19 protein-coding genes are annotated in these 22,280 nt (G+C 59.3%); 5 read left to right on the forward strand and 14 right to left on the reverse strand.

What is annotated here, in order from left to right:
• Nucleotides 1-99: 99 nt before the first annotated feature.
• The 5 genes from KBI52_RS31845 to KBI52_RS31865 all read right to left on the reverse strand — a co-directional run bounded on the left by KBI52_RS31845 (nt 100) and on the right by KBI52_RS31865 (nt 5,970).
• Nucleotides 100-801, reverse strand: coding sequence for a protein phosphatase CheZ (locus KBI52_RS31845; protein ID WP_173950044.1), 702 nt, complete (start codon nt 799-801; stop codon nt 100-102).
• An 18-nt stretch (nt 802-819) separates the two neighbouring features.
• Nucleotides 820-1,203, reverse strand: coding sequence for a response regulator (locus KBI52_RS31850; protein ID WP_173950043.1), 384 nt, complete (start codon nt 1,201-1,203; stop codon nt 820-822).
• Nucleotides 1,204-1,253: 50 nt separating this feature from the next.
• Entirely contained in the window at nt 1,254-1,742 is a 489-nt protein-coding gene (locus tag KBI52_RS31855; protein WP_173950042.1) for a chemotaxis protein CheW, read from the reverse strand.
• 2 nt (nt 1,743-1,744) lie between these two features.
• The gene (locus KBI52_RS31860; protein WP_173950041.1) at nt 1,745-4,546 is read right to left on the reverse strand and encodes a hybrid sensor histidine kinase/response regulator; all 2,802 of its coding nucleotides are present in this window, start codon (nt 4,544-4,546) and stop codon (nt 1,745-1,747) included.
• A 737-nt stretch (nt 4,547-5,283) separates the two neighbouring features.
• Nucleotides 5,284-5,970 carry a response regulator transcription factor gene (locus KBI52_RS31865; RefSeq protein ID WP_173950040.1) on the reverse strand — a complete coding sequence of 229 codons (687 nt, stop codon included), beginning with the start codon at nt 5,968-5,970 and terminating at the stop codon, nt 5,284-5,286.
• Nucleotides 5,971-6,743: 773 nt separating this feature from the next.
• Between KBI52_RS31865 and KBI52_RS33720 the strand changes: the two genes are divergently transcribed.
• The 3 genes from KBI52_RS33720 (at nt 6,744) to KBI52_RS31880 (ending at nt 11,555) form a co-directional block, all read left to right on the forward strand.
• Nucleotides 6,744-9,899 (forward strand): EAL domain-containing protein, encoded by a 3,156-nt coding sequence (locus tag KBI52_RS33720; protein WP_210812806.1) that lies wholly within the window; start codon nt 6,744-6,746, stop codon nt 9,897-9,899.
• A 266-nt stretch (nt 9,900-10,165) separates the two neighbouring features.
• On the forward strand, nt 10,166-10,555 hold the full coding sequence (locus tag KBI52_RS31875; protein WP_210812807.1) for a response regulator: 390 nt from the start codon (nt 10,166-10,168) through the stop codon (nt 10,553-10,555).
• A 124-nt stretch (nt 10,556-10,679) separates the two neighbouring features.
• Nucleotides 10,680-11,555, forward strand: a complete 876-nt coding sequence (locus KBI52_RS31880; RefSeq protein ID WP_173950037.1) for an aldose 1-epimerase family protein — start codon at nt 10,680-10,682, stop codon at nt 11,553-11,555.
• 55 nt (nt 11,556-11,610) lie between these two features.
• Here KBI52_RS31880 and KBI52_RS31885 read toward each other — a convergent pair whose 3' ends face one another.
• Entirely contained in the window at nt 11,611-11,997 is a 387-nt protein-coding gene (locus KBI52_RS31885) for a response regulator (protein WP_210812808.1), read from the reverse strand.
• A gap of 111 nt (nt 11,998-12,108) precedes the next feature.
• Here KBI52_RS31885 and KBI52_RS31890 point away from each other — a divergent pair, with 111 nt between their 5' ends.
• Nucleotides 12,109-12,306, forward strand: coding sequence for a hypothetical protein (locus KBI52_RS31890; protein ID WP_173950035.1), 198 nt, complete (start codon nt 12,109-12,111; stop codon nt 12,304-12,306).
• 79 nt (nt 12,307-12,385) lie between these two features.
• Here the strand turns inward: KBI52_RS31890 and KBI52_RS31895 are convergent, their stop codons facing one another.
• Entirely contained in the window at nt 12,386-12,595 is a 210-nt protein-coding gene (locus tag KBI52_RS31895; protein ID WP_173950034.1) for a hypothetical protein, read from the reverse strand.
• 260 nt (nt 12,596-12,855) lie between these two features.
• Between KBI52_RS31895 and KBI52_RS31900 the strand changes: the two genes are divergently transcribed.
• Nucleotides 12,856-14,046 (forward strand): YihY/virulence factor BrkB family protein, encoded by a 1,191-nt coding sequence (locus tag KBI52_RS31900; RefSeq protein ID WP_173950033.1) that lies wholly within the window; start codon nt 12,856-12,858, stop codon nt 14,044-14,046.
• A gap of 158 nt (nt 14,047-14,204) precedes the next feature.
• Here the strand turns inward: KBI52_RS31900 and KBI52_RS31905 are convergent, their stop codons facing one another.
• The 7 genes from KBI52_RS31905 to KBI52_RS31935 form a co-directional block, all read right to left on the reverse strand.
• Nucleotides 14,205-15,239 carry a UDP-glucuronic acid decarboxylase family protein gene (locus KBI52_RS31905; RefSeq protein WP_210812809.1) on the reverse strand — a complete coding sequence of 345 codons (1,035 nt, stop codon included), beginning with the start codon at nt 15,237-15,239 and terminating at the stop codon, nt 14,205-14,207.
• 109 nt (nt 15,240-15,348) lie between these two features.
• Nucleotides 15,349-16,458 carry a glycosyltransferase gene (locus tag KBI52_RS31910; protein WP_210812810.1) on the reverse strand — a complete coding sequence of 370 codons (1,110 nt, stop codon included), beginning with the start codon at nt 16,456-16,458 and terminating at the stop codon, nt 15,349-15,351.
• Nucleotides 16,455-17,549: a glycosyltransferase gene (locus tag KBI52_RS31915; RefSeq protein ID WP_210812811.1), complete on the reverse strand. Its 1,095-nt coding sequence runs from the start codon at nt 17,547-17,549 to the stop codon at nt 16,455-16,457. The genes KBI52_RS31910 and KBI52_RS31915 overlap by 4 nt, the downstream gene beginning before the upstream one ends.
• Nucleotides 17,546-18,658 carry a glycosyltransferase gene (locus KBI52_RS31920; protein ID WP_210812812.1) on the reverse strand — a complete coding sequence of 371 codons (1,113 nt, stop codon included), beginning with the start codon at nt 18,656-18,658 and terminating at the stop codon, nt 17,546-17,548. The genes KBI52_RS31915 and KBI52_RS31920 overlap by 4 nt, the downstream gene beginning before the upstream one ends.
• Nucleotides 18,655-19,788 (reverse strand): glycosyltransferase family 4 protein, encoded by a 1,134-nt coding sequence (locus KBI52_RS31925; RefSeq protein ID WP_210812813.1) that lies wholly within the window; start codon nt 19,786-19,788, stop codon nt 18,655-18,657. The genes KBI52_RS31920 and KBI52_RS31925 overlap by 4 nt, the downstream gene beginning before the upstream one ends.
• Nucleotides 19,789-19,830: 42 nt before the next feature.
• Nucleotides 19,831-20,949 carry an NAD-dependent epimerase/dehydratase family protein gene (locus KBI52_RS31930; RefSeq protein ID WP_210812814.1) on the reverse strand — a complete coding sequence of 373 codons (1,119 nt, stop codon included), beginning with the start codon at nt 20,947-20,949 and terminating at the stop codon, nt 19,831-19,833.
• A complete protein-coding gene (locus KBI52_RS31935) occupies nt 20,946-22,058 on the reverse strand; it encodes an NAD(P)-dependent oxidoreductase (protein WP_173950027.1) in 1,113 nt (370 codons plus the stop codon). The genes KBI52_RS31930 and KBI52_RS31935 overlap by 4 nt, the downstream gene beginning before the upstream one ends.
• Nucleotides 22,059-22,280: the final 222 nt, after the last annotated feature.

Raw genomic sequence — 22,280 nt, forward strand, 5'->3', positions numbered from 1 at the left:
CAGGCAACCTCTTCATTGCCTCAGTCGCCGAACACCATAGGGCAGCTGGCAATGCCCGGGCTTTGGTGCCCGGGCATCGACCGAGGAACGAGGCTTCGACTAATCGAAGAGTGCGTCGATGGCATCCTGAGACGTCACACCCTTGTCAGTCGCGAGTGCGGGACCGTTCAGTAGAGCTGCCTCTCCCTTTCGGTTCGAGTCGTCTATGGTTTCGACATCCTTGAAGCTTTCGAGACCACCCCAGATGTCAATCATGTGATGGACGCGCTCTTCCACGAATCGCATCGCATTTACGACCTTGCTGATGCGTTGGCCGGTTATGTCCTGGAAATTGCAAGCCTCGAAGATGCTGATGACATGATCCAGGATTTCGCGAGCAATCTCCTGATCGCCGCCACTCAGGCGCGATGACAGGTTGCTGGACAGATCGTCGATTTTCTCGGCGGCCGCGAGAATTGAGTTGGTTGCAGTCTCAGTGCCGAGGACGATCGCACCGAGTTCGTCTGTCACCCTGTTGATCTCTTGGCCTTGTGCACCGGCATAGCGAAGAGTCGCGATTTCCCTCTTGGTACGGTTGATGGCCTCATAGATGGAGTCGAGTTCCACCTTCAGGCGAAGAGCCTCCTGCATGTCCCGCCGATGCTCCTCAAGCAGCGAGGCGGAAATGTCGCGTGCTGGAACGATCGACTCCCTGATCGTGCCGAGCAAACTCATGATTTCGGAATGCCGCTCGTGTACTCCCTCATCGTGAGGCAGCGCACCCATGCTCGCTTCGATACGATAGCTCTTATGTAACTTCATGGCCTTGCTCGTGATCACTTATCCGCCGAACACGGCGCTGATCTTCGTCCGCAGCGTATCCGCGTTGAACGGCTTGACGATGTAATTGTTGACGCCCGCCTTTTTCGCGGCGACGACGTTCTCGGTCTTCGCCTCGGCAGTGACCATGATAAATGGCAACGAGCTTAGCTCTGCATCGGACCGCACCTGTTGAAGCAGTTCGTAGCCCGTCATGGGGGCCATGTTCCAATCCGAGATGACGAGCCCGTATTTCTTGACCCTCAGCTTTTCGAGAGCAGCCTGCCCGTCTGAGGCGTCGTCCACATCGTTGAAACCGATCTGCTTGAGAAGGTTCCGGAGAATTCTGACCATCGTCTGGTAATCGTCGACGACAAGGACAGGAGTAGAAAGGTCGAGACTCACGATATTACATCCTTAGAAAGCGCAGAGACGCGATAGGGTCCCGAAACCGCTCATGCAGCTTCCCGCTCGGTTTCGAACGCCAGAACAGCATCAACATCCAGAACAATCAGGAGCTTGTCGTGCAGCTGATGAACTCCCTGCGATAGACCGACCCAGCCCCGGTCCATGTGAACAGGATTGGGCTGCATCTCGTCTGGATCGAGCTTAAGAACCTCGCCGACCTCGTCCACAAGGAGGCCGTAAGCCTCTCCATGGTTTTCGAGCCCGACCGCCATGCGCCGTTCAACTCCGGTCGAGTCTCCCAGGCCGAGGCGTCGGCGGAGAGAAACCGCAGTCACGACGCGGCCGCGCAGGTTCAAAAGACCTGCGATCTCGCCGGGAGCCAACGGAACAGTCGTCATTTCGCTGACGACGAAAACATCGTGAACACGGCTTATCGGCAGGCCGAGCAGCTGCCCAGCGACCGTGACCGTCACGAATTCCATCTGCTTGGAGGTACTCTTGATTGCACCGGATGCAATTGGGTCAATCGGTTTCATTCTTATGCAGCCTCTTCAAGCGACGCGTTCAGCTCTGCCAGGGCGGAGAGAAGTCCCCGCCTGTCGATTTTCGAAACGATCTCCGAAATGCGCAGTTTCCTCGCCAGGGCGATCTGCTGCGCGTCAGGTTTGACAGTCATCCCGATGACAGGGGTCGAACTGTGATGCGGATCGGCTCGCAGCGAAGCAACCAATGCAAAACCTGAGTGTCCGGAGAGCTCCAGATCGGTCACGATCACATCGACCTGCAACCCGTTCGATAGGAGGCGAACTGCCTCCTGGGCCGTCGAGGCCGTTTGAACCCTGTAGCCTGACGCCTTGAGGACCGGGACAAGCATGTCACGGAAGAACGTCGAGCTGTCGACGAGGAGCAGGGATTTGTCAGGTCCGCCGCGCCGGTCTTTACGGGCCCACGTTTCAAGCACCATCGGGAGGTAATGTGCAATGTTGACGATCTCGGTCGTACGACCACGGACGACAGCGGATCCAACCAGGTCGGACCGCTCAGCAAGCAGTTCCACGTCAAGTTTATCTTCGACGATGTCCACGATCTCGGCGACAGCCAAGCCCATAGAGACCTCGCCATCGGAGAAGACCAGCAGAGATTGCATCCCCTGTCGTTTGATGGCCAGCTCATCATCGCACGAGACCAGCGGCATCAAACGCCCGCGATACTGGACGACCGGGCGCCCGCTGGACCACTCGATGGTCGAGGCGTCAATTTCCTCCAGACGGGTTACGAGAGAGAGCGGAACCGCCTTGAGGCTTTCTCCACCGCCGCGGAAGACAAGCAGACTTGTCAATTCATCCGCCGCCGCGATCGTTTGCTCGAGTCCGGCATCGCTCTGGAACTCATTGCTGTCGGCGCCCGAGCCGACCATCCGTGCGAGACCGTTTGGATCGATGATGAGAACGACGGCGCCATCGCCCAGGATGGTGTTGCCGGAGAAGAGCTGGATATGCCGCAACTTGGACGACATCGGCTTTACGACGATCTCTTCAGTATGGAAGACACCATCGACAAGGATGCCAAAGCGCTGATGGGCGACCTGCGTCACGACGACGAAGCCGTTATTGACGTCCTCGTTTCCGGACAGGCCCATGACCTTCGAGAGCGGAACGATCGGCAAGAGCCGGTCCCGCAGGCGGAGGATCGGAGTCCCGTTGATGCGTTCGATCGAGTGCTCGGACGACGGCGATACTCTGACGAGCTCGGAGACGGCAACCTGGGGGATTGCGAAGCGCTGGTCCTTCGATGCCACGATGAGCGCCGCGACGATGGCCAGAGTTAGCGGAATTTTGATCGTGAATGTTGTCCCGCGTCCCTGCTCGGAACGGATATCGACGGTGCCGCCAATCAGCTCGATGTTCGTCTTGACGACGTCCATGCCAACGCCGCGTCCCGACACAGAGGTGACTTTCGCCGCTGTCGAGAAGCCAGGATGGAAGATGAACTTGGCCACTTGAGCATCGCTCATGCGCTCCACTTCGGAATCGCCGGCGATGCCTCGTTCAACAGCCTTCTTCCGGATGGCGGCAAAGTTCAGGCCCTTGCCGTCATCGGAAATTTCGATCGTGATTGACCCGCCCTCGTGATAGGCATTGAGGCGGATCGTTCCCTTCTCAGGCTTTCCGGCAACTTTTCGATCCGCCGGGCTCTCGATGCCGTGGTCGGCCGAATTGCGGACCATATGGGTGAGAGGATCTTTGATGACCTCGAGCACCTGCCGATCGAGCTCGGTGTCAGCCCCCTGCATCACGAGCTCGATCTTCTTCGAAAGTTCGTTCGAGAGGTCGCGAACGACTCGGGGAAGCTTCTGCCACGCATTGCCGATGGGCTGCATCCGGGTCTTCATGACCCCGTCCTGCAGCTCCGCCGTCACCTGAGACAAACGCTGCAAGGGTACCTTGTATCCGTGGTCCTCGGAGCTTCTCCTGGCAATCTCGAGCAACTGGTTCCGGGTCAGAACGAGCTCTGACACCATGGTCATCAAATGCTCGAGCGTATCCACGTTCACGCGGATGGTTTGAACCTTCCCGGCGATGCTCTCGGCTCCGTCGCCGGCGTCCGACGCATCTGAATTCTTCTTGGGCGCCTGTGCCGGACGCTGGGTCGCTGCGGCTTCCGCTTTCGGCGCGATGGCGACGGGCTTGTCGATGACAAGGGGAGCCGGGCCAGGCGCCTCTCGGAAGGCCCGTTCAAGTTCGTCGAGCGAGACCTCGCCGTGCTTCAGGGGACGTTCCAGCACCTGATAGGTCAGCGTGCCGGAGGTTGAGTCTTTCTCCGGACCGGGCGCCTCCTGGAAGGCCCGCTCGAGCTCGTCCAGCGAGACCTCTCCGGGCTTCAGCTCGCGCTCCAGAACCTGATAGACCAATTGTCCGGACGATTGTGGCGAGGGCGCCTGTGCGACAGGTGCAGGAGCGGGTGCTTCCTGTGATGCCATCTTGTCCAGCATCTCGATCAGGTCGCCGTCGGATCCTTCGGGCTCCGAGCCCTGCCGCTCGAGTTCACCCAGGATCTCTTTGATCCGATCGAGGGTTGCGAGGATGAGCGAGACGGCAGGCGTTGTAACCGGCATGCCGTCCCGGAATTTGCCCATAAGGGTCTCAGCCGCATGTGCAAGAGCTTCAAGGCGCGGCAGGCCGAGGAAACCGCAGGTTCCCTTGATGGTATGAACCAGCCGGAAAATGTTGCTGAGAATCGCCTCGTTATTGGGGTCTTGCTCGAATCGGACCATCTCCACGTCGACCGTCTCGAGGTGCTCGTTGGTCTCGGTTAGAAACTCAAGAAGAAGGTCGTCCATTGCCGTATCTCAACTCTTGTTACGCGAACTGACGGGCACAATCATCGAGCCCCTCACGATGGATGAATTCTGCGGCCTTTACGCCGGCAATAAAGCGCTGAACCTCATGTCCATGCTTGGAGTTCGAAGGGCGGCATTCTGAGCCGCACTCAAGAGCTGGGAGTTGCCCAGCCGGTGTGAGAATGCCCTTGGATGGGAATCGCCAAAACTTGCGCCGTCATACCCTGCCCCGATACGCCCTGTTCACTACGCCAGAGTTGTGCTGATGTTCTTGTCGGCGCAGGTCTGGGGCGGTCCGGCGACCTCATGGGTCAAGAACAGCGATCCAGAGCAGCTCCCATATCATTGCAGCTTTACTCATGACGTTGAGGAAGAATAAGTCCTCGTTTCCTGCAATAAAGTTAACGCCAGCGAGGCAAATCGACTTTATTTCAGGGCCCACGTCAAACGTCCGGATCCGCTGTATTGCAATGTTCAGCAGCTCCGGCGCATCGTTCGCTTGAAAGTCCCGTTGCGAGCCCAAGCTCCGTACCTTCCATCCGCTACGTCCGCCGAGCAGCGATCCACGATCGAAAGATTTTGCAGCAGACTCTCATCGCAGCAGCATGGCAACAACAAAGCAAACCCCGCGAGGGTATGAGCCTCGCGGGGTTTGCTGCAATCATGTCATTTCAGGAATTTCGCCCGCCTGTGGTTCGATCCGTCGGGCCACAGGAAGGAGCCACCGGCGAACAGAACTATGAAGCTGCGCCCACGTAAGAATAGCCGATATACCGCTTGGCATCGATAGGGTCATATCCGAGACGCTGCCGGAGCTTCTTCCGCAACTTGCTGATATGCCCTTCTACGACGCTGTCCTCCACGTCGTCACTGTAGATCCCGTAGACTGCATCGAAGATCTGCTTCTTGGTCAGACGATGTCCCCTCTTGCGGACCAGGTATTCAAGGATATGCCGCTCGCGGCGCGGAAGCGCCAGGGGCATACCGTCGACCTCCGGATCGCGACCATCGAAGAAGACCTTCAAACGGTCGGCGTCGTTGTGCGTCTTCTTTCCGACACCCGCATTGACCCGACGCCACACGGCCTCCGAGCGAGCGAGAATCTCGCGAACGTGGACAGGTTTGCGGACCACGTCGTCGAATTTGGCCGTGAAGAGTTCCAGAGTCTCCTCAAGGGATCGAACGTCACTCAAAGCGATAATGGGGGCTTTGGAATAGCGGCGAATGCTTTCGGCAGAGTGGACTCGCTCTTCGAAGGTTCCAAGGACGAAACCTTGAATGGCTTCGAGATCGGCGTCTGATGCCGATTCCAGCCAGTCGTTGAATTCGTTAGCATACAAGCCAAGGGAGGATATGCCTTCGCGCTTGAAGCTTGCAACATATCCGGACGTAACCATCTGCCGGTCATCGACGACGATATACATTTTGATCTGCCCCGCCTTAATAATTAAGTGCGTTCTTCACATTTTTACTTTTCGCCATGGAAAGTTTTACTTCTAAGATCCACATTCTTCGGCGATGTGGAGAATGTATATTTTGCCCCGATGACGGACAATACGTAAATAATGGGAGAGCCCCCGAGGTTATGGTTAATGCCGTTTAACAAACCTTAAGCAGCTCTTAAGGGACGGTTTTGCGAGGGTCAGGGGCAGCGGCCTCTTTGAATCGCAGCATCAACAGGCTGACAAGTCAGGGCTTTTTACCGTTCCGATGTTTCAGAATTGCAGTCGCTGGCGTAGGCTAGCCGCTAATGACATAAAATTACTACGTAGTTTCCGCAGCTTTTCTCTACGTGGGACCACGTATTCGCCCATCCTATTCGATGGCGGGCGCCCACCGTTCGAGGCGAATCCATTGACGTTCAGCCCCGGTCGCGGATGGTTTCTGCTCATCGGGATCTTGAACCGGAGCTCACCCTTGGATTGATCCCGCATCGCGTCGTACCCGATGAAGATTGCGCGGAGCAGACCTCCCCTCACGCATGTGCCGTTGGACTTGCGTCCCGGACCTGAGCCAGCGGAGCCAAGGCGCACGCTGAGTGATCAGCCGCAGATCTGCGCATGTCCTGTTAACCATAAATGCGAGGGAGCTTTCGCCGCTTCTTGACCTCGACTGGACCGGGCCGCTATCCCAGGGTTGAGTATAGTTCAATTTATTGCGGACAGTACCGCCGTCAGCACTATGGCAGGCCTGATTGATGGCCGGCATGACGCTTTGCCATTTTACCGGTTGCGAGCCCGGATGTTCTATCAGCAGCAGATCGAGATTTGCTCGAGGCATGATGCCATTCTGCTGTGTCGGTTGGAATCCGACATCTCCTGAGCAACTCGGGCGCTTCGGCGCGGGCAGTTTTAGAATGGTAGAATGTCCTGGTCTTCGCGACGTACCTCAGTGGAAAGAGGTCGACCGCCTTGCTGCCCTTTATCAATTCGACATCCTTGATACGGAAGCGGAGCTCGAATTCGACAGCATCGCAAAAGTTGCAGCACAGATCTGTGAGACGGAAACTGCCTTCATTTCTTTCCTGGATGAGCACAGGCAGTGGTTCAAGGCGCGGATCGGCCTCGAGATCTCCGAGACACCCCGCGAGATTTCGATATGCAATCATGCAATCCTGCACCCAGGGGTGTTTGTTGTTGCAGACCTCGCAACCGACCCTCAATTTCGAAACCATCCGTTGGCCGAGGAATGCTCCAAGTTCTCGTTCTACGCCGGGGCACCTCTGAAAACGAAGGATGGCCTTCCACTGGGGATGCTGTGCGTCCTTGCCCACGAACCACGTCCGCAGGGATTGAACGAACAACAGAAGCACGCATTGACGGCCCTCGCAGGTGCGGTGATGTGTCAACTGGAGTTGAAGCTCGCCAACAGGGCGGCCGCTGATCGCGAGGAGTTTACGCGGCGCCTGTTGGCCAGCTCCGACGACTGCATAAAGGTCTTCGATCTCAGAGGAGACCTCCGCTTCATGAGCCAAAGCGGTTTGCGCGCGATGGATGTGGCGGATTTCGGTACGATTGAGGGTCGCAATTGGGCTGATCTTTGGAGCGGTGTCGCTGGAAGAGACGCGTGTGAAGCGCTCGAGCATGCGAAATCGGGCGGGACAGGGCGTTTCCAAGGCCCTTGTGCAACCGCGGCAGGGGGGCAGAAATGGTGGGACGTGGTGGTCACTCCCATCATGGGGCGCGACGGGCGTCCACAAGCATATCTGTGCATCTCCCGTGACATGACAGAGTTCCGACGAGCCGAGCAGAGCCTGCGGAAAAGCGAGAAGCGTCTTCGTACGCTCATTGACGTCATGCCGCTTTCCTTTACTTCACCGCAGGTGGTCTGGTTCAGCGATCCCGATGGGGAACTCACGTACTGCAACGACGTTTGGCATGAATATGCGGGGGCTGGGCCGAACTCCACGCCAAAAGGCTGGTTTACGGTGATCCACCCTCTCCATCGCGAGCGGGCTTCCGAGATGTGGGCCGGAGCCCTTCGCGGCGGCCAATCCTTCGAACTGGAGTTGCCGCTTCGACGCGCGTCGGATGGGATGCATCGCTGGTTCATTATCCGGGGGCAACCGCTCAAGAATGAGCACGGCAAGGTTGAACAATGGTTCGGCATTGCCATGGACATCCACGAGCGTAAGCAGTCCGAGCAGGCTCTGGGGGAAAGTGAAGAACGTTTGCGGCTCGCCTTGAAGGCCGCGCATATGATTGCGTGGGAGTTCAATCCGCAGACAGGCACCACGACGCGGTCCGAGAACGCGCTTGCACTTCTGGGCGTCACGCCTGGAACTGACAGAACCTTCATGACAGGAATCCATCCGGACGACCATCAGAGGGTCGAGGATTTCCTTCAACGGATACAGATCCGCGGTTCCGACGCCGTGGAGTGCCGCTACGTATTGCCTAACGGCGAGTTTCGGTGGCTTCGAGCGCGGGCCGAGAGGGCTGGGACTGACCGGATCGTAGGCGTCACGTTCGATATCAGCGAGCAAAAGGAAGCAGAAGAAGAAATCTGGCGCTCGGCCAATCATGACGCCCTTACGGGTCTTCCCAACCGCAATCTCTTCCAACGCCGGCTTGAGGCCGCCCTGGCGGCCGCCCAGCAAGGCGGAACGAGCGTCAGCCTCCTGTTGATCGATCTGGATGATTTCAAGGACATCAATGACACACTTGGCCATGATGCGGGTGATGCGCTGCTGCAGGAGACGGCACGCCGTCTCTCAGCCATGGTTCGCGCTTGTGACACCGTGGCTCGGATCGGCGGAGATGAGTTCGCGGTACTTGTCGTCGATCCGCTCAAGCTCGAGAACGCCGCGCGTTTGGGTACGCTCATTGCGGACATGCTACGCCAGCCGTTCACTTACCGGAAGCGGACCCTCCTCAGTCGGGTAAGCATTGGCATCGCGGCTTTTCCAGATCACGATGGAACGCCGACGGAACTGGTCAAAGATGCGGACATTGCCATGTACCAGGCAAAATCTCAGGGACGCAACAGAGTCGTCACGTACTCGCCAGACATGCGGAGAGTTCTCGAACAGCGCGTCTCTTTAGGGCGAGGAATGCGAGAGGCGGTCGAGAACGATCAGATCATTCCATTCTACCAGCCGAAAGTTAGCCTCTCGACGGGGGAGATCGTAGGTCTCGAAGCCCTGGCGCGCTGGCAGCATCCAACGAAGGGCATTCTGACTCCCAGCTTCTTCGGAGCCGTCTTCGAGGATCATGAAACGGCGATTTCCATCGGCAAGCTTCTGATTTCGAAGATTGCAGCGGATGTGCGTCAGTGGCTTGATCAGGACCTCCCTTTCGGCCGCGTCGCGCTTAATCTGTCGCCGGCTGAGTTCGGCCAGTCGGGGCTGGTCGACGGCATGTTGAGAACCTTCGACTGGCTTAAAATTCCGCCCAATGTCTTCGAGGTCGAAGTCACGGAGACCGTGCTCCTTGGGAGAAACTCCAGCAACGTCGCCTCGGCTCTGGCACAGTTCCGTGAACACGGTATCCAGATTGCGCTCGACGATTTTGGAACCGGCTACGCCTCGTTAACGCACCTGAAGCAGTTCCCCGTCGATCATATCAAGATCGACAGAAGTTTCGTACGGGATCTCGAGCATGATTCCGACGATGACGCGATCACAGCGGCCGTCATTGGTCTCGGCAGAAGTCTGCAACTGCAGGTGACCGCAGAAGGCGTGGAAACGCATGGCCAAGCCCGGCGCCTGCGTGACCTCGGATGTGATCATGCGCAGGGCTACCTCTATGCGAAGCCGATGGCGGGCTCGCAGGTCCCTGATCTATTGATGCGGTGGGACGGAATGCTCATAAGGCCCCGATCTGAGAGAAACATGGAGCTCCTGAGCCGCTAGGAGCATACGACAGTGCGGTATGGCACGTCGGGCGGCAACGCAGCACAATCGACCGCGTGGGCTGTGAGGCGCTGGTGGGAGACGTCGTTGACGTGGCCTGCAGCCGGGCAGAGACTATCGTCATCCTTGGCCGTTTGAGGCTCCCCGAGCCATTTCCGGTTCGCGAGGAACCGGCGGGGCTTACTTATGTTATTCCTCGTATTGCCCAAGCCGGCCTATCAATAGGACTGCCCCGTCGCGAGGTTGTTTGGCAGAGGAGTAGGCGTATGGCGGTCTCTGGACACAAGCAGTCGTTGCGTGATTGTCGAATCCTCGTGGTCGAGGACGAGTATTTCCTCGCTGAGGATATGGCCCAGGCTTTGGAGAAATTGGGCGCCACGATCATCGGGCCTGCATCGGACCGCGAGAAAGCTCTCGCCCTGCTCTCGTCGTCGGAGCAAGTTGATGCGGCCGTGCTCGACATCAACCTGCGTGGGGCGACGGCCTTCCCAGTCGCCGACGCCTTGCTCGAACATGGGATCCCTTTCGTGTTTGCGACGGGTTATGCACCTGCCTCCGTCCCGCGGGCTTACTCGGCCGTCCCGTGCTGGGAAAAGCCATTCAACCCGAACGACTTGGCTCAAGCTCTGCCACAAATCGTCAGAGGTGTACGCTGACCTTCAGGTCTGGTGAGGGTGGCCATAAGGGCAATTCGATCAAACCTGTCGATACCTTCATGCTGAGATCGGCTTCGCTCCCGGCTTCGTGCTAGTGTGCAGAGGCAGGCGAGGAATTGTTCGAATGAGCGCTACCATTGCGAGCCCCTATCTGCGGGCTCAAGTGTCCGATAGAGGCGCCGAGCTTGTGCGGCTCCAGGACGAGCAGGGGCGAGACCTCCTGTGGGACGGCGATCCTGCGTTCTGGACCGGGCGCTCGCCACTTCTGTTTCCCATCGTCGGACGTGTGAGGAATGACCGGATCCAGGTCGACGGCTCCGACTATGAGCTGCCAAAGCACGGCTTTGCACGAGGATCCCAATTCGAGCTCAAGGAGTCCGAAGCATCCCGGTGCCGGTTCCGCCTGTGCTCCGACGAGGCTACGCTTCGGCAGTATCCGTTTCCCTTTCAACTCGATGTTTCCTATAAAATCGATGGGACGACGCTGACGGTCACGGCTTCGGTAACGAATTCCGGCTCTGCTGCCATGCCGGTCTCGCTTGGATTTCACCCCGCCTTTCGCTGGCCGCTGCCGTTTGGGGCACCACGGGAGGCCCATGCAGTTCGTTTCGAGTACGAAGAAACCGCTCCAATTCGCCGGCCGGTCGACGGTTTGATCAGCCGCAAAGCCGAGATGAGCCCCGTGCGTGATGGGATCCTCTTATTGAACGATAACTTGTTCGAGACAGATGCTCTCGTCTTCGACCAGCTCGAAAGCAGATCCGTCGTCTATGGAGCGCCACGTGGCGGATCGATCCGTGTCGACTTTCCAGGAATGCCGCATCTGGGCATCTGGACCAAGCCTGGAGCCGGCTTCATCTGCATCGAGCCTTGGCAGGGGCATGCGGATCCGGAAGGCTTCGATGGTGAATTGTCCGCTAAGCCAGGCATTGTTCTCGTTCAGCCCGGCGGAACGCGTGACTTCGCCATGGGCATCACGGTCCGCCACGTGGGAATTTGACCCAGTCGCCGGAGATCTTCAACCTGCGCGTTGGCTGCTCCGTTACTGGCGCGGCCTACTGGCTCGTCACGAGTTCGCGGATGTGCTGAACCACATCTTCGCTGGAATACGGCTTTGGGACGAACCGGCCGTCGTCGGGGATCTGCTCGGCGGTAGGCTTGTGATAGGCGGACGAGATCAGGAGCGAGATGTGCGGCCACCGCTGCTGAACATTCTCGGCCAGATCAAGACCGTTCATGGATCCCGGCATGTCGATATCAGTGAATAGCACCTGTACTTCGTTAGAACAGGTTTCCAGGACCGCGAGGGCCACATCCGCATTGGCCGCTTCCAGCACGTGAAAACCGGCATCCTCTAAATCGCCGGCCGCCGCCATCCGCACGAGGAGTTCATCCTCGACTAGCAGAACAACCGGAGTGTCGTCTGAATATTTGTTCATCATGAGCCATGGAACGAAACTAACCTATGTTAGTTCCTACTGCTCAGGTAGCTTTTTTGAGCGGGGATCCGGGTCATGGCATCGCACAGGTTCAAGGTCGGAGATCAGGTGCGAATGGTCAAGTTTGCCAGCACCAATACCGTGGAGGCCTTCCTCAATATGGTCGCGACCATCGATGTCGTCCAGCCCCAGGACACCTGGGAAGTGATCCGACTTCTCCCTGCTGACAGCAACGGCTTTCAGTATCACATCAAGGGCAATCAGCAGGGCCCGGAGCGCCTCGTGCGTGAAGAACAGCTTCAGCCCGCCTGACGAACCCATTTGAGGGAAGCACCGTCCGACGGCAGGACAATTGGCGGTGCTCCCTTACAGATCCCTAGCAGCAGCGAGCTCAGCCTGCCTTGCGGACAGGGGTTTCCTCTGCTTGATCGACCATGGGCTGCGTCCGAGAGCGGAAATCGTGCAGCTCCTGCCGTATCGTTTCAAGAACCGGATTGAAGGCCGGCCCGTGCTCCTTCGCGATATCAACCAGAACATCGATCGCCCGAAGCAGACGCTCCTCTGTCACTGGCTCCCATTTGCGTCCTGACCACTCGTCCATTTCAGACCCTCCTCGTGGATCGAGGGAGACACTGGTCCAGAGAGTCTTGCATCCGGGTTAAAGCGTACGATCAAAAGGGCTGGGCAAAACCGACGAACCGGGTTCCCGCTTCTTCAATGCAGATCAACACCAAAACCTTATGGCGGACAGTCCAGGATCGTCTCCACACAATAAGTGTGTGGAACCACTGAGTAATTCGGAAGGTTTACGGTTGAACCAGGCCGTTTGGCCTGCACCCGACAACCGAGGCAGTGTCGACTATGGCGAACAATCCGGCAATCCAGCCACCTGGAGGGAGGCAGTCCTCCTCATCCTCGACTGTCACGACCATGTGGGCCGTGGTGCTCGGATGGGCTCTCGTCCGCCTCGTCGTCGGAGGGGATCGCGTGGATCCTGTCCAGACAGGACGATCGTCATCGCAACCGGCATCGACCCGGCGTCAGGGCCGACAGACCGATTCAGATTTGGGCGAGAAGCAGCATGCCCCGCCGCAAGCCGCTGCCGAGAAGGGGCGCGGGCGGAGCGCCGACACGCCAACGGAGATCCCGGCCCAGGGATGGAAGGACATCCTGTGGCGCACCTATGAAGAGTTCAACAAAGACCGCATCATGTCGGTTGCAGCCGGCGTCACCTACTATGCCCTGCTGGCGCTGTTTCCGGCGATCGCAGCCCTCGTCTCCATCTACGGCCTCTTCGCCGACCCGGCCACGATCCAGGATCATCTGAACACCCTGTCGGGCGTGTTGCCCAGTGGCGCTCTCGACATCATCCGCGAACAGGTCACCCGTATCGCTTCCAAGGGAGGCGGTGCCCTCGGGTTCGGTTTCATCTTCGGCCTTGGATTGTCCTTGTGGAGCGCGAATGCCGGTATGAAGGCCATCTTCGACGCCCTCAACATCGTCTATGGCGAGGACGAGAAGAGAAGCTTCGTCAAACTGAACCTGCTGTCTCTATCCTTCACGTTGGGAGCGATTGTCTTCATTCTTGTTGCTCTCACCGGAATTATCATCCTGCCGATCCTGCTCAACTTCATCGGACTGGGCTCAGGAGCCGAATGGCTGGTATCGCTTGCGCGCTGGCCGATCCTGCTGATCGGAGTCGTTCTAGGCCTTTCGCTGATCTACCGGTTCGGGCCGAGCCGCGACAAGGCCGAGTGGCGTTGGGTCACGCCCGGCGGGATCATCGCGGCCGTCCTGTGGCTTGCCGTCTCCATGCTGTTCTCATGGTATGTTGCAAATTTCGGAAGCTACAACGAGACTTATGGTTCACTCGGCGCCGTCATCGGCTTCATGACGTGGATCTGGTTGTCGACAATCGTCGTGCTGCTGGGTGCCGAGATCAATTCAGAGATGGAGCACCAGACGGCGAAGGATACAACCGAAGGCTCCGATCAGCCCATGGGAGTTCGTGGCGCACGGATGGCCGACACGATCGGTGCGGCGAAGAGCTGAGCACCGGAAAAACTATCAGAGAAGGCGCTCCCTCCCGGAGCGCCTTTTTTTGTGCCTATGCTCGGGGCGAGCTCTTCCGTCATCAATCCCAAACGAACAAGGGCGCGCCGTTCGTGATCCGGCGCGCCCTATGAGCCAGTGGTGTGTTTTACGAGATCTCAGACTTGTCCGGCCGAGATCGTACTTCCGACGGTTGACGTCTTGCGAGCCGCTGTTCCGTCTTCAGCCTGTTCGGCCGAGAACCAGGCAATCGTCGCTTTCAGGCCGGCGTCCAACGCTGTGCGTGGCGACCATCCGAGCAGATTCTTGGCCAGGGAAATGTCGGGACGCCGGCGGCGTGGATCATCGATCGGCAACGGCCGCGTAACAACGCGGGATGAGGAGCCGGTCATGGCCAGAACCTTCTCGGCCAGATCACCCACGGTGAGCTCGACCGGGTTACCGAGGTTGACTGCGCCCGGGAACGGGCCGTCATAGGCCATCAGGCGCAAGAATCCATCGACAAGGTCGGACACGTAGCAGAACGACCGTGTCTGGCTTCCGTCTCCGTAGACCGTGATATCATCGCCTGTAAGAGCCTGGCAGATGTAGTTGGACACGACGCGGCCATCGTCGGCGCGCATGCGTGGGCCATAGGTATTGAAGATCCGCGCCACACGAACGTCGGCCCGTCCCGCGCGGTCGAAATCGAAGGTCAGCGTCTCGGCAGCGCGCTTGCCTTCGTCATAGCATGCACGCGGCCCGGTCGGATTGACGTTTCCCCAATAGCTCTCCGTTTGCGGGTGCACCTCTGGATCGCCATAGATCTCGCTGGTCGAGGCGAGGAAGAACCGCGCCCCTGTCGCTTCAGCGAAGGTGAGAAGATTGTGCGTGCCCACAACGCTCGTCAGCATCGTGTGCTCCGGATCGGCCTGATAATGCGGAGGGGAGGCTGCACAGGCAAGGTTGAAGACTTCATCGATCTTCAGGCGCTTCGACCGCAGCCGGGACGGCAGAGGCTTGATGATATCGCTGTCGATGAGATCGAAGCGTGGCTCCCGCTCCAGATGGCGGATATTCTGCTTTCGTCCTGTTTGAAAGTTGTCAAGGACGGTCACATGAGCGCCTTCGCTGAGAAGGGCATCGCAGAGATGGGACCCGAGGAATCCGGCCCCACCGGCTACGAGAACATGCTTACCTGTGCCATTCTTCATGAGAACGCTCCTTCTCGGACCTTCAGAGGGCCTCAAGGTACAAACCTACTCTGCCCCAACCGCACAGCCTGGCATTTGTTCAATGCCCGGCTTGAATCTATTCATAGCATCAGGACTCAACTGCCAAAGCGAGCGGCCGTTCCTGATGTCGGCGCCGAAGGGCTTCGAAAAGATCCCGCTCCATCGATGCGGCACGGTGAGCCGATGTATGCTCCTCAAGGATGCGATGCCGTGCGCGACTTCCCAGGTCCTTTCTCTTATTGTCGGTCCAAGTCCCGAGAACCGTGAGAACATCGTCGGACCGGCGCGCCAGTACGATCTCCCGATCCGGTTCAAGAAGCGTCTCAATCCCATCCCAAACATCGGAAATGATCGGCGTTCCACAGGCTGCGGCCTCGAAAAGGCGAACGCTCGGGCTATAACCTGCCCTGATCATGTCGGCCCGCGTGACATTGAGAGTATAGCGGCTCCGCGCATAAAAGGCCGGGTGGTCGCTCGGAGGAATGTGGTCGATACGCTCAACGTTCTCCGGCCAATCGATGTCGGCCGGATATTGGGGACCTGCGACGACGAAACGAAGATGAGGCGCTCTCAGGGCTGGTTCGATCAGGAGCCGCTCAAGGGTCGGCTGCCGGTCTGGACTGTACGTCCCGAGATAGCTCAGATCCCAGCGCTTCTCCTCATCAAGGCTCGGATACGCCTCAGGATCAACCGAACAGTAAAGCGCCCGAGCGGCGGGCGAGCCATACCTCGCCATCAACAAGTCAAGCGTCGGCCCTCCGGTGAACGAGAAGTAGACGTCGTAGTCAGGGATCAGGCCTGGCGCGAGGTACTCGTAGTCGCCCCTCTCCAGTTTCGCGAGCGTGACGGGCGTGTCGATGTCATAGAACGCCACGACACCCTGGGCCGTTTGTTGGACGTACCGGCCGACCTCGACACCGTCCGGCACATAGGAGCCGACAAGGACGGCATCGGCCTCCTTGATCAAGTCCTGATAGCGCTTGAGATCCTCCAAGCTGGAATAGAACTCCAGCCGGCAGAAGTCAGGATCCTTCAGATCGCGATGAGAGGCATACCACGGCACGTCGCGCTCCAGGAACAGCACGTCATGATGTCGCGCTGCGAAAGCCCTCAACAAGGCGCGGAAGGTTGTCGCGTGGCCGTTCCCCCATGAGGAGGACAGACTCAGTCCCAGGACAACGACGCGGAGCTTGGTCACGCTACGCTCCTCTCGCGCTTCTGAGAGACTTCCTGGCGCAGAATGGCATCCACCTCGGCACCGCGGCGGGTATAGGTGTGCTCAGCCATGATCCGCGCCCTTGCCGCGGCGCCGATCGCGCGGGCACGCTCGGGCGTAAGGGCCTCGACATGGTCAGCGACATCTCTGCCGTCGCGGGCCACCAGCACTTCCTCTCCTTCTTTCAGGAACAGCTCCAGACCGATCCAGGCATCCGTGATCAGGCACGCCCCGGCTCCCGCAGCCTCGAAAACGCGGGTTGCGGGTGAATATCCCGTGCTTGCCATCGAGTCGCGGGCAATGTTGAGAACCGCCAGCGGACTCGTGTTGAAGGCGTTATGGTCACGCGTGTAGACATGGCCGATGTGACGGACGTTCGACGGCATTCCCTTTGTTTCCCAGCCATTGCCGCCAATCAGGAATTGACGGCCCGGCAGATGTGCGGCGGGCTCCAGAAAGAACTGCTCCACACGAGCCTCGCGATCGGGCAGACGATTGCCGAGGAAGGACAAGTCTGCCAGGAAGCGATCATCTGCCGGAACGGGATGATGGGTCGACGGATCGCAGGCATTATAGATCGGGATGCACCGGCGGGCGCCGAAGCCCTCATAGGCGCCGATCACCGGCGGGCCGCCGCCATAGGTCAGCACAAGATCAAGAGCCGGCATCGCGCGATGCAGCGGATGGTCAGGGCTCTCGCGCAACTCAGCGAGGGTTGCAGGCGCATCAACATCCCAGAAGATGCGGATCGCATCGGGACGAGACGCTGCAACGATCCCTTCCAGCAACTCGTTGTCGAAAACACCGACACCGGACGCCTTGACCACGACATCAGCCTTTGCCGCCTCCGACACGACTCCACGCATGGCCTCATCCGTCGCAGGATAGACTTTTACCTCCGCCCAATCCGGCGGCTCGATATCCCGATGCTTCTGACGGTCGAACGCATCCGGCTCGTAGAACGTGATGCTGTAGCCCCGGCGGGCGAGATCACTCAGGAGGCCGCGGTAATAGGTGGCGGCACCATTCCAATACGAAGACAGAAGACTGGAGCCGTAAAAGGCGATCTTCATGCGGACATCTCCATTGGCGTCGCAGCGCCATGATCTGCAAGAATGGAAAGGAGCTGTTCGGCCCGATGAGCACAGGAGTGGCGGCTACGAATGGCGTCGAGTCCATTCTCCACCAGGGACCTGCGCAGGTCGGAATCATGGAGAACCGCCCTCATATGGCGTTCCATCTGCGCGTCATTCTCGGCAACGAGAAAATCCGATCCGGGATTGAACAAGCCTTCGGAATCGTGCCAGGGCGCGGAGATCAGCGGAATCCCGCAGGCGAGAGCCTCAAAGACACGAATTGTCGGGATGCCCGGGAGCATCTCGACATAGAACCGCCGTGGTACGTGAACGGTCGCCACATGGCGCGAGAAGACTTCAGGAGCTCGAGCGTTCGGCAGCCAGCCACGATAGGTGACGCCATAGCGTGCCAGCGTGCGGAGCGCCTCGTCAGGATACCGCACGCCGTAGATTTCGAGAGGAAGACCAACCGCCTGCGCGGGGCGGAAGAGGAAGCTTTCGAGCTCCGCGCTTCGCTCGCCGTCACCCCAGTTACCGATCCACACCAGGCCATTCCGCTCCACTTCACGTGCAGGCGGGTGAAAGAGCCGGGTATCGGCAGCCTCGTGCCAGACGTGGACGCGATCACCCCAGCCCCAGCGTCGATAGACCTCCGCGAGAGTCTCTCCGAAAGCGAGAACGCCGTCATAGCCGTCAAGATCGAATTGGCGAATAGCGTCAGGATCGCTTACGGCCCTGTGGTGCGTGTCATGAAACAGGAGCGTGAACTGGCCACCCAGCCGGCGCACTTTTCCAATCGCTGCGACCAGCCACGGCTCGTTCCATTCATGAACGATGACCACGTCGGCGTCGGCAAGAGCTTCCTCGAGATTCAGGTCCGGGTTGAAGACTCTCGAGGACAGCTCAGGGTAGAGTCTACGATAAGCATCGAGCCCTGCATCTCCATGATCCTTCAGGAGGTTCTCGAGGCTCCAGGCTCCCCGCGGTTCGTACACGGCGACAGCATGCCCTCCATGAACGAGCTCTCGCAGGACGCCGCGCAGGAAATGCGCGTTGCCATGGTTCCAGCACGAGGCGAGGGAATGGGTAAAATACACGAACTTCATGCGGCAGCTCCCTCAAGGGGGGATCTCGAGGGCTTCGGTTCCAGGAGGAAACGATACGCGCTCAGAACCCCGGCGCTCATTGCCTCTATCGTGTAGGACTCAGAGCGCGCTCGTGCAGCGCTTCCCAGAGCGCGGCGGGTTTCCGGATCCCGAAGAAGGCGTTCGGTTGCCTCGACAACTGCGCTCTCATCATCTGGATCGACGAACAACGCGGCATCCTCCCACAATTCCCGGAACGTCGGTATGTCGGACAGGATCAAAGCGCATTCCATCTGGGCGGCTTCGAGAACGGCAAGGCCGAAGGGTTCATATCGTGCCGGCGAGACGAAGATCGGCTTGGCGCTCAGGTACCGGGTAACGTCCATATCGCTCAACTGGCCGAGCACTCTGGCGTGAACCGCCTGAGCTGTCGCACCATTTGGCCCTCGAACTGATCCTGCGGCGAGAACCGGTATGGGGAGACGGGATGCCAGGCGGTCGATACCGGCAAAATTCTTGCCCTCGTCCCAGAGGCGCCCAGCCGTGAAGACGAAATCGCCGTCGGGCATGCTCGCTGATAACGGCGCGAGTCGCCTGCCATTTCTGACGACGCTCGGGACCTGGGGGAGTTCATAGACCTTCGCTGTGGTGCGGGCGAATGCGAGGGTCGGCGCCAGGAGGCGGCCGGCAGACGCATAGCCTCTCCTGACGAGTTCCGTCCGCCATACGAACTCCTCCGGGAGGCGACCGCCTTTCACGGCCTGCCACCAGGTCGCAACGCAAGAGTGACACACTGCCACGACAGGAGCATCGAAGACCGCACGAGCGGCCAGCGCCGGCGAGTTGAGATGAATGAGATCCGGGCGAAGGCGCGCGGCAAGACGCGCAATCGCTTCGCCGGCCTCCTCGACCTCATGCGGAGCTTGAGCGGTCCAGTCCAGCGGGAGGCCTGTCATCACAAGCGTTGCGCCCATGGCTTCTGCCGCCACCTGCTGATCGGCGGACGGAGGAGGCCCGAGCACGGCGATCGTGGTTTTGACATCGTGTGCACGCAGACCATCACTGAGATCGAGCGCGTATTGCCAGACCCCGCCGACCGCGTCTGCTGTCATCAGCACATGCAGACCTGCTCCACCGTCAGGCCATGCCATGGCGTCTCTCGTTATCGCGCAACCCGCAAACAACATGGGCCCTCATGACAGGGCCTCGGCATTCTGAAGGGAAGAGGGCAGAGAATTCGAGCGGGCGAGCCCGCTCTCATTCTGCAGCCAGGCCGCCAATGCAGCCACGCCCTTGAGCCAGGAGATCGGCTGTTTCAGGCCGAGCTCCCGAGTGGCGAGGCGGGTATCCGAGACGTAGTAGCGCTGGTCTCCGGCACGCCAATCGGCGTAGATCGTCTCAACCGGGCGACCGATGACATCCTCGATGTGAGTGATGAGCTGACGCAGACTGATCGCGTTCGCCGTGCCTCCGCCGAGATTGAAAGCCCGCCCTTGAACCGCATCGATCCGCTTCCACGCCGAGGCGTAAGCGGCAACTGCATCGGAGACATCGAGCACGTCACGAACCTGGCAGCCGTCGCCATAAATCGTGATGGGTTCGCCTTGAAGAGCGCGGATCAGGAAATGGGCAACCCATCCCTGATCCTCCGTTCCCATCTGCCTCTGCCCGTAGATGCAGCTCATGCGCATAACGCAGGTCGGAATTCCAAAGGAGCGCGCATAATCCAGCACATACTGATCCGCCGCTCCCTTCGAGCACCCATACGGTGTATGGAAGTCGAGAGGCCGGCTTTCGCCGATTCCTGCATCCCGGACCGCAGGGCTACGCGGCTTGTAGGCGTCGTTCGTCTTCTCCAACTCCACATCGGCAAGGTCCCCATAGACCTTGTTCGTTGACGCGAAGATCAACGGCACCCGATCGCCGCGTTGCCTGAGCGCATCAAGCACGTTCAGGGTTCCGCGAATATTGATTTCGAAGTCCGCGCGAGGGTCCGTCAGGCTGGTCGTCACGGCAACCTGGGCGGCCATGTGGAACACGGCCTGAGCATCGCGTGTCGCCTCGGCGACGGATGTCTCGTCGCGGATGTCGCCGATCACGCTTGAGATCCTGCTCGGGTGCCGCTTTTTAAGCCATTCGAGATTACGTTCGACGCCGGGCCGAGCCAGAGCGTCGTAGATCAGAACATCGTGTCCCTCAGTGGCGAAATGGTCGGCAAGATTGGATCCGATAAAGCCGGCGCCGCCTGTCACCAGAATGGGACGGCGGCGAAGGACGGCCGGTGCGGCAGCCGATGTGTCTGATGCTTTCATGCCACCAGGCCCCGGGCTTCAAGCTCCTTGCGAGCTTCATTGACGAGATCCTTGGCTTCCTGTTTGGCGACCCATTCGGCGAGCTCCGCCAAGCCCTCGGCGAAGTCTTTCCTGGGCCTGTAGCCAAGCTCCTGCTGGATCCGACTGATATCGGCGATGCAGTGACGGATATCGCCGATACGCGCCTTGCCGGCGATCTCCGGCGCCATAGGCCGGTTCATCGCTTCGGACAGAAGCTGCGCGACCTCCGAGACAGTACGATCCTGTCCGCTTCCGACATTGTAGACTCCGCCTGGAGCCTTCTCATGCTCCAGGGCCAGAACGAAAGCCTGTGCCACATCTTCGACGTGAACGAAGTCCCGGCGCTGCTGACCGTCCTCGAAGATCATTGGAGGCTGACCGTTGTGGAGCCGCGACGCAAAGATGGCGAGAACCCCGGTATAGGGGTTGGACAGGGCCTGCCCAGGCCCGTAGGCATTCCATAGCCGGAGAGCCACACCCTCCATGCCGTAGGCCGGACACAGGGTCAGCGTCAGGCGTTCCTGGACATATTTCGACAGCGCGTAAACCGAAGCCAATGCAGGTTTCTTCCATTCGGGTGTCGGCACCGGAATGAGAGGCCGCCCCTGCTCATCGAGGGGATCCCAGGGGTCGTTCTCGCCTGCGCGCGGCTTGCGGACGACATCCTCGTGAATTCGTCCATCGGCATCGCGATAGAGACCTTCGCCATAGATGCTCATGGAGGACGCGACCACGACCCGCTTCACCGGATTGTCGATGAGCTGCTGGAACAGCACGGCTGTGCCGTAATCGTTCACGGAGACATAACGGTCGACCGCATACATGCTCTGACCGACGCCAACCTCGGCCGCAAGATGGACGACCTTCGTGACCCCTTTGAGCGCCCGCAGAAGCGCCGCCTCGTCGCGGATGTCTCCGACAACGACCTCCACATCCGGATCGAGCCCATCGGCCTGGGTTCTGTCGCCATGGACCTGCTCGATGAGGCTGTCGAGCACACGAACCTTGTGACCACGGTCAAGGCACGCCCGCGCAACGTATCGTCCAATGAAACCTGCACCACCGGTAATAAGGATCGTATCCGTCACGAGATGTCTCCAGATCAGTTTCTGGCCGAGCCGCCGATGAGTCAGACAAGAGACGGCAGCCCCATCCTAAGCTGGAATGAGGACGCAGAACCTCCACACATTCCGGCTTAGGATAGAGCTTCGCAGCAGACCTCGACAAACGAGGGCTGCACCATACATTTCCAACTCAAGCTTGACTTTGCTCTCAGGAAACTCCGCCGCTTCATCTTTGTTCCTGGCCAA

The sequence above is a fragment of the Microvirga sp. HBU67558 genome (assembly GCF_018069605.1).
GTDB classification, from domain to species: Bacteria; Pseudomonadota; Alphaproteobacteria; order Rhizobiales; family Beijerinckiaceae; genus Microvirga; species Microvirga terrae.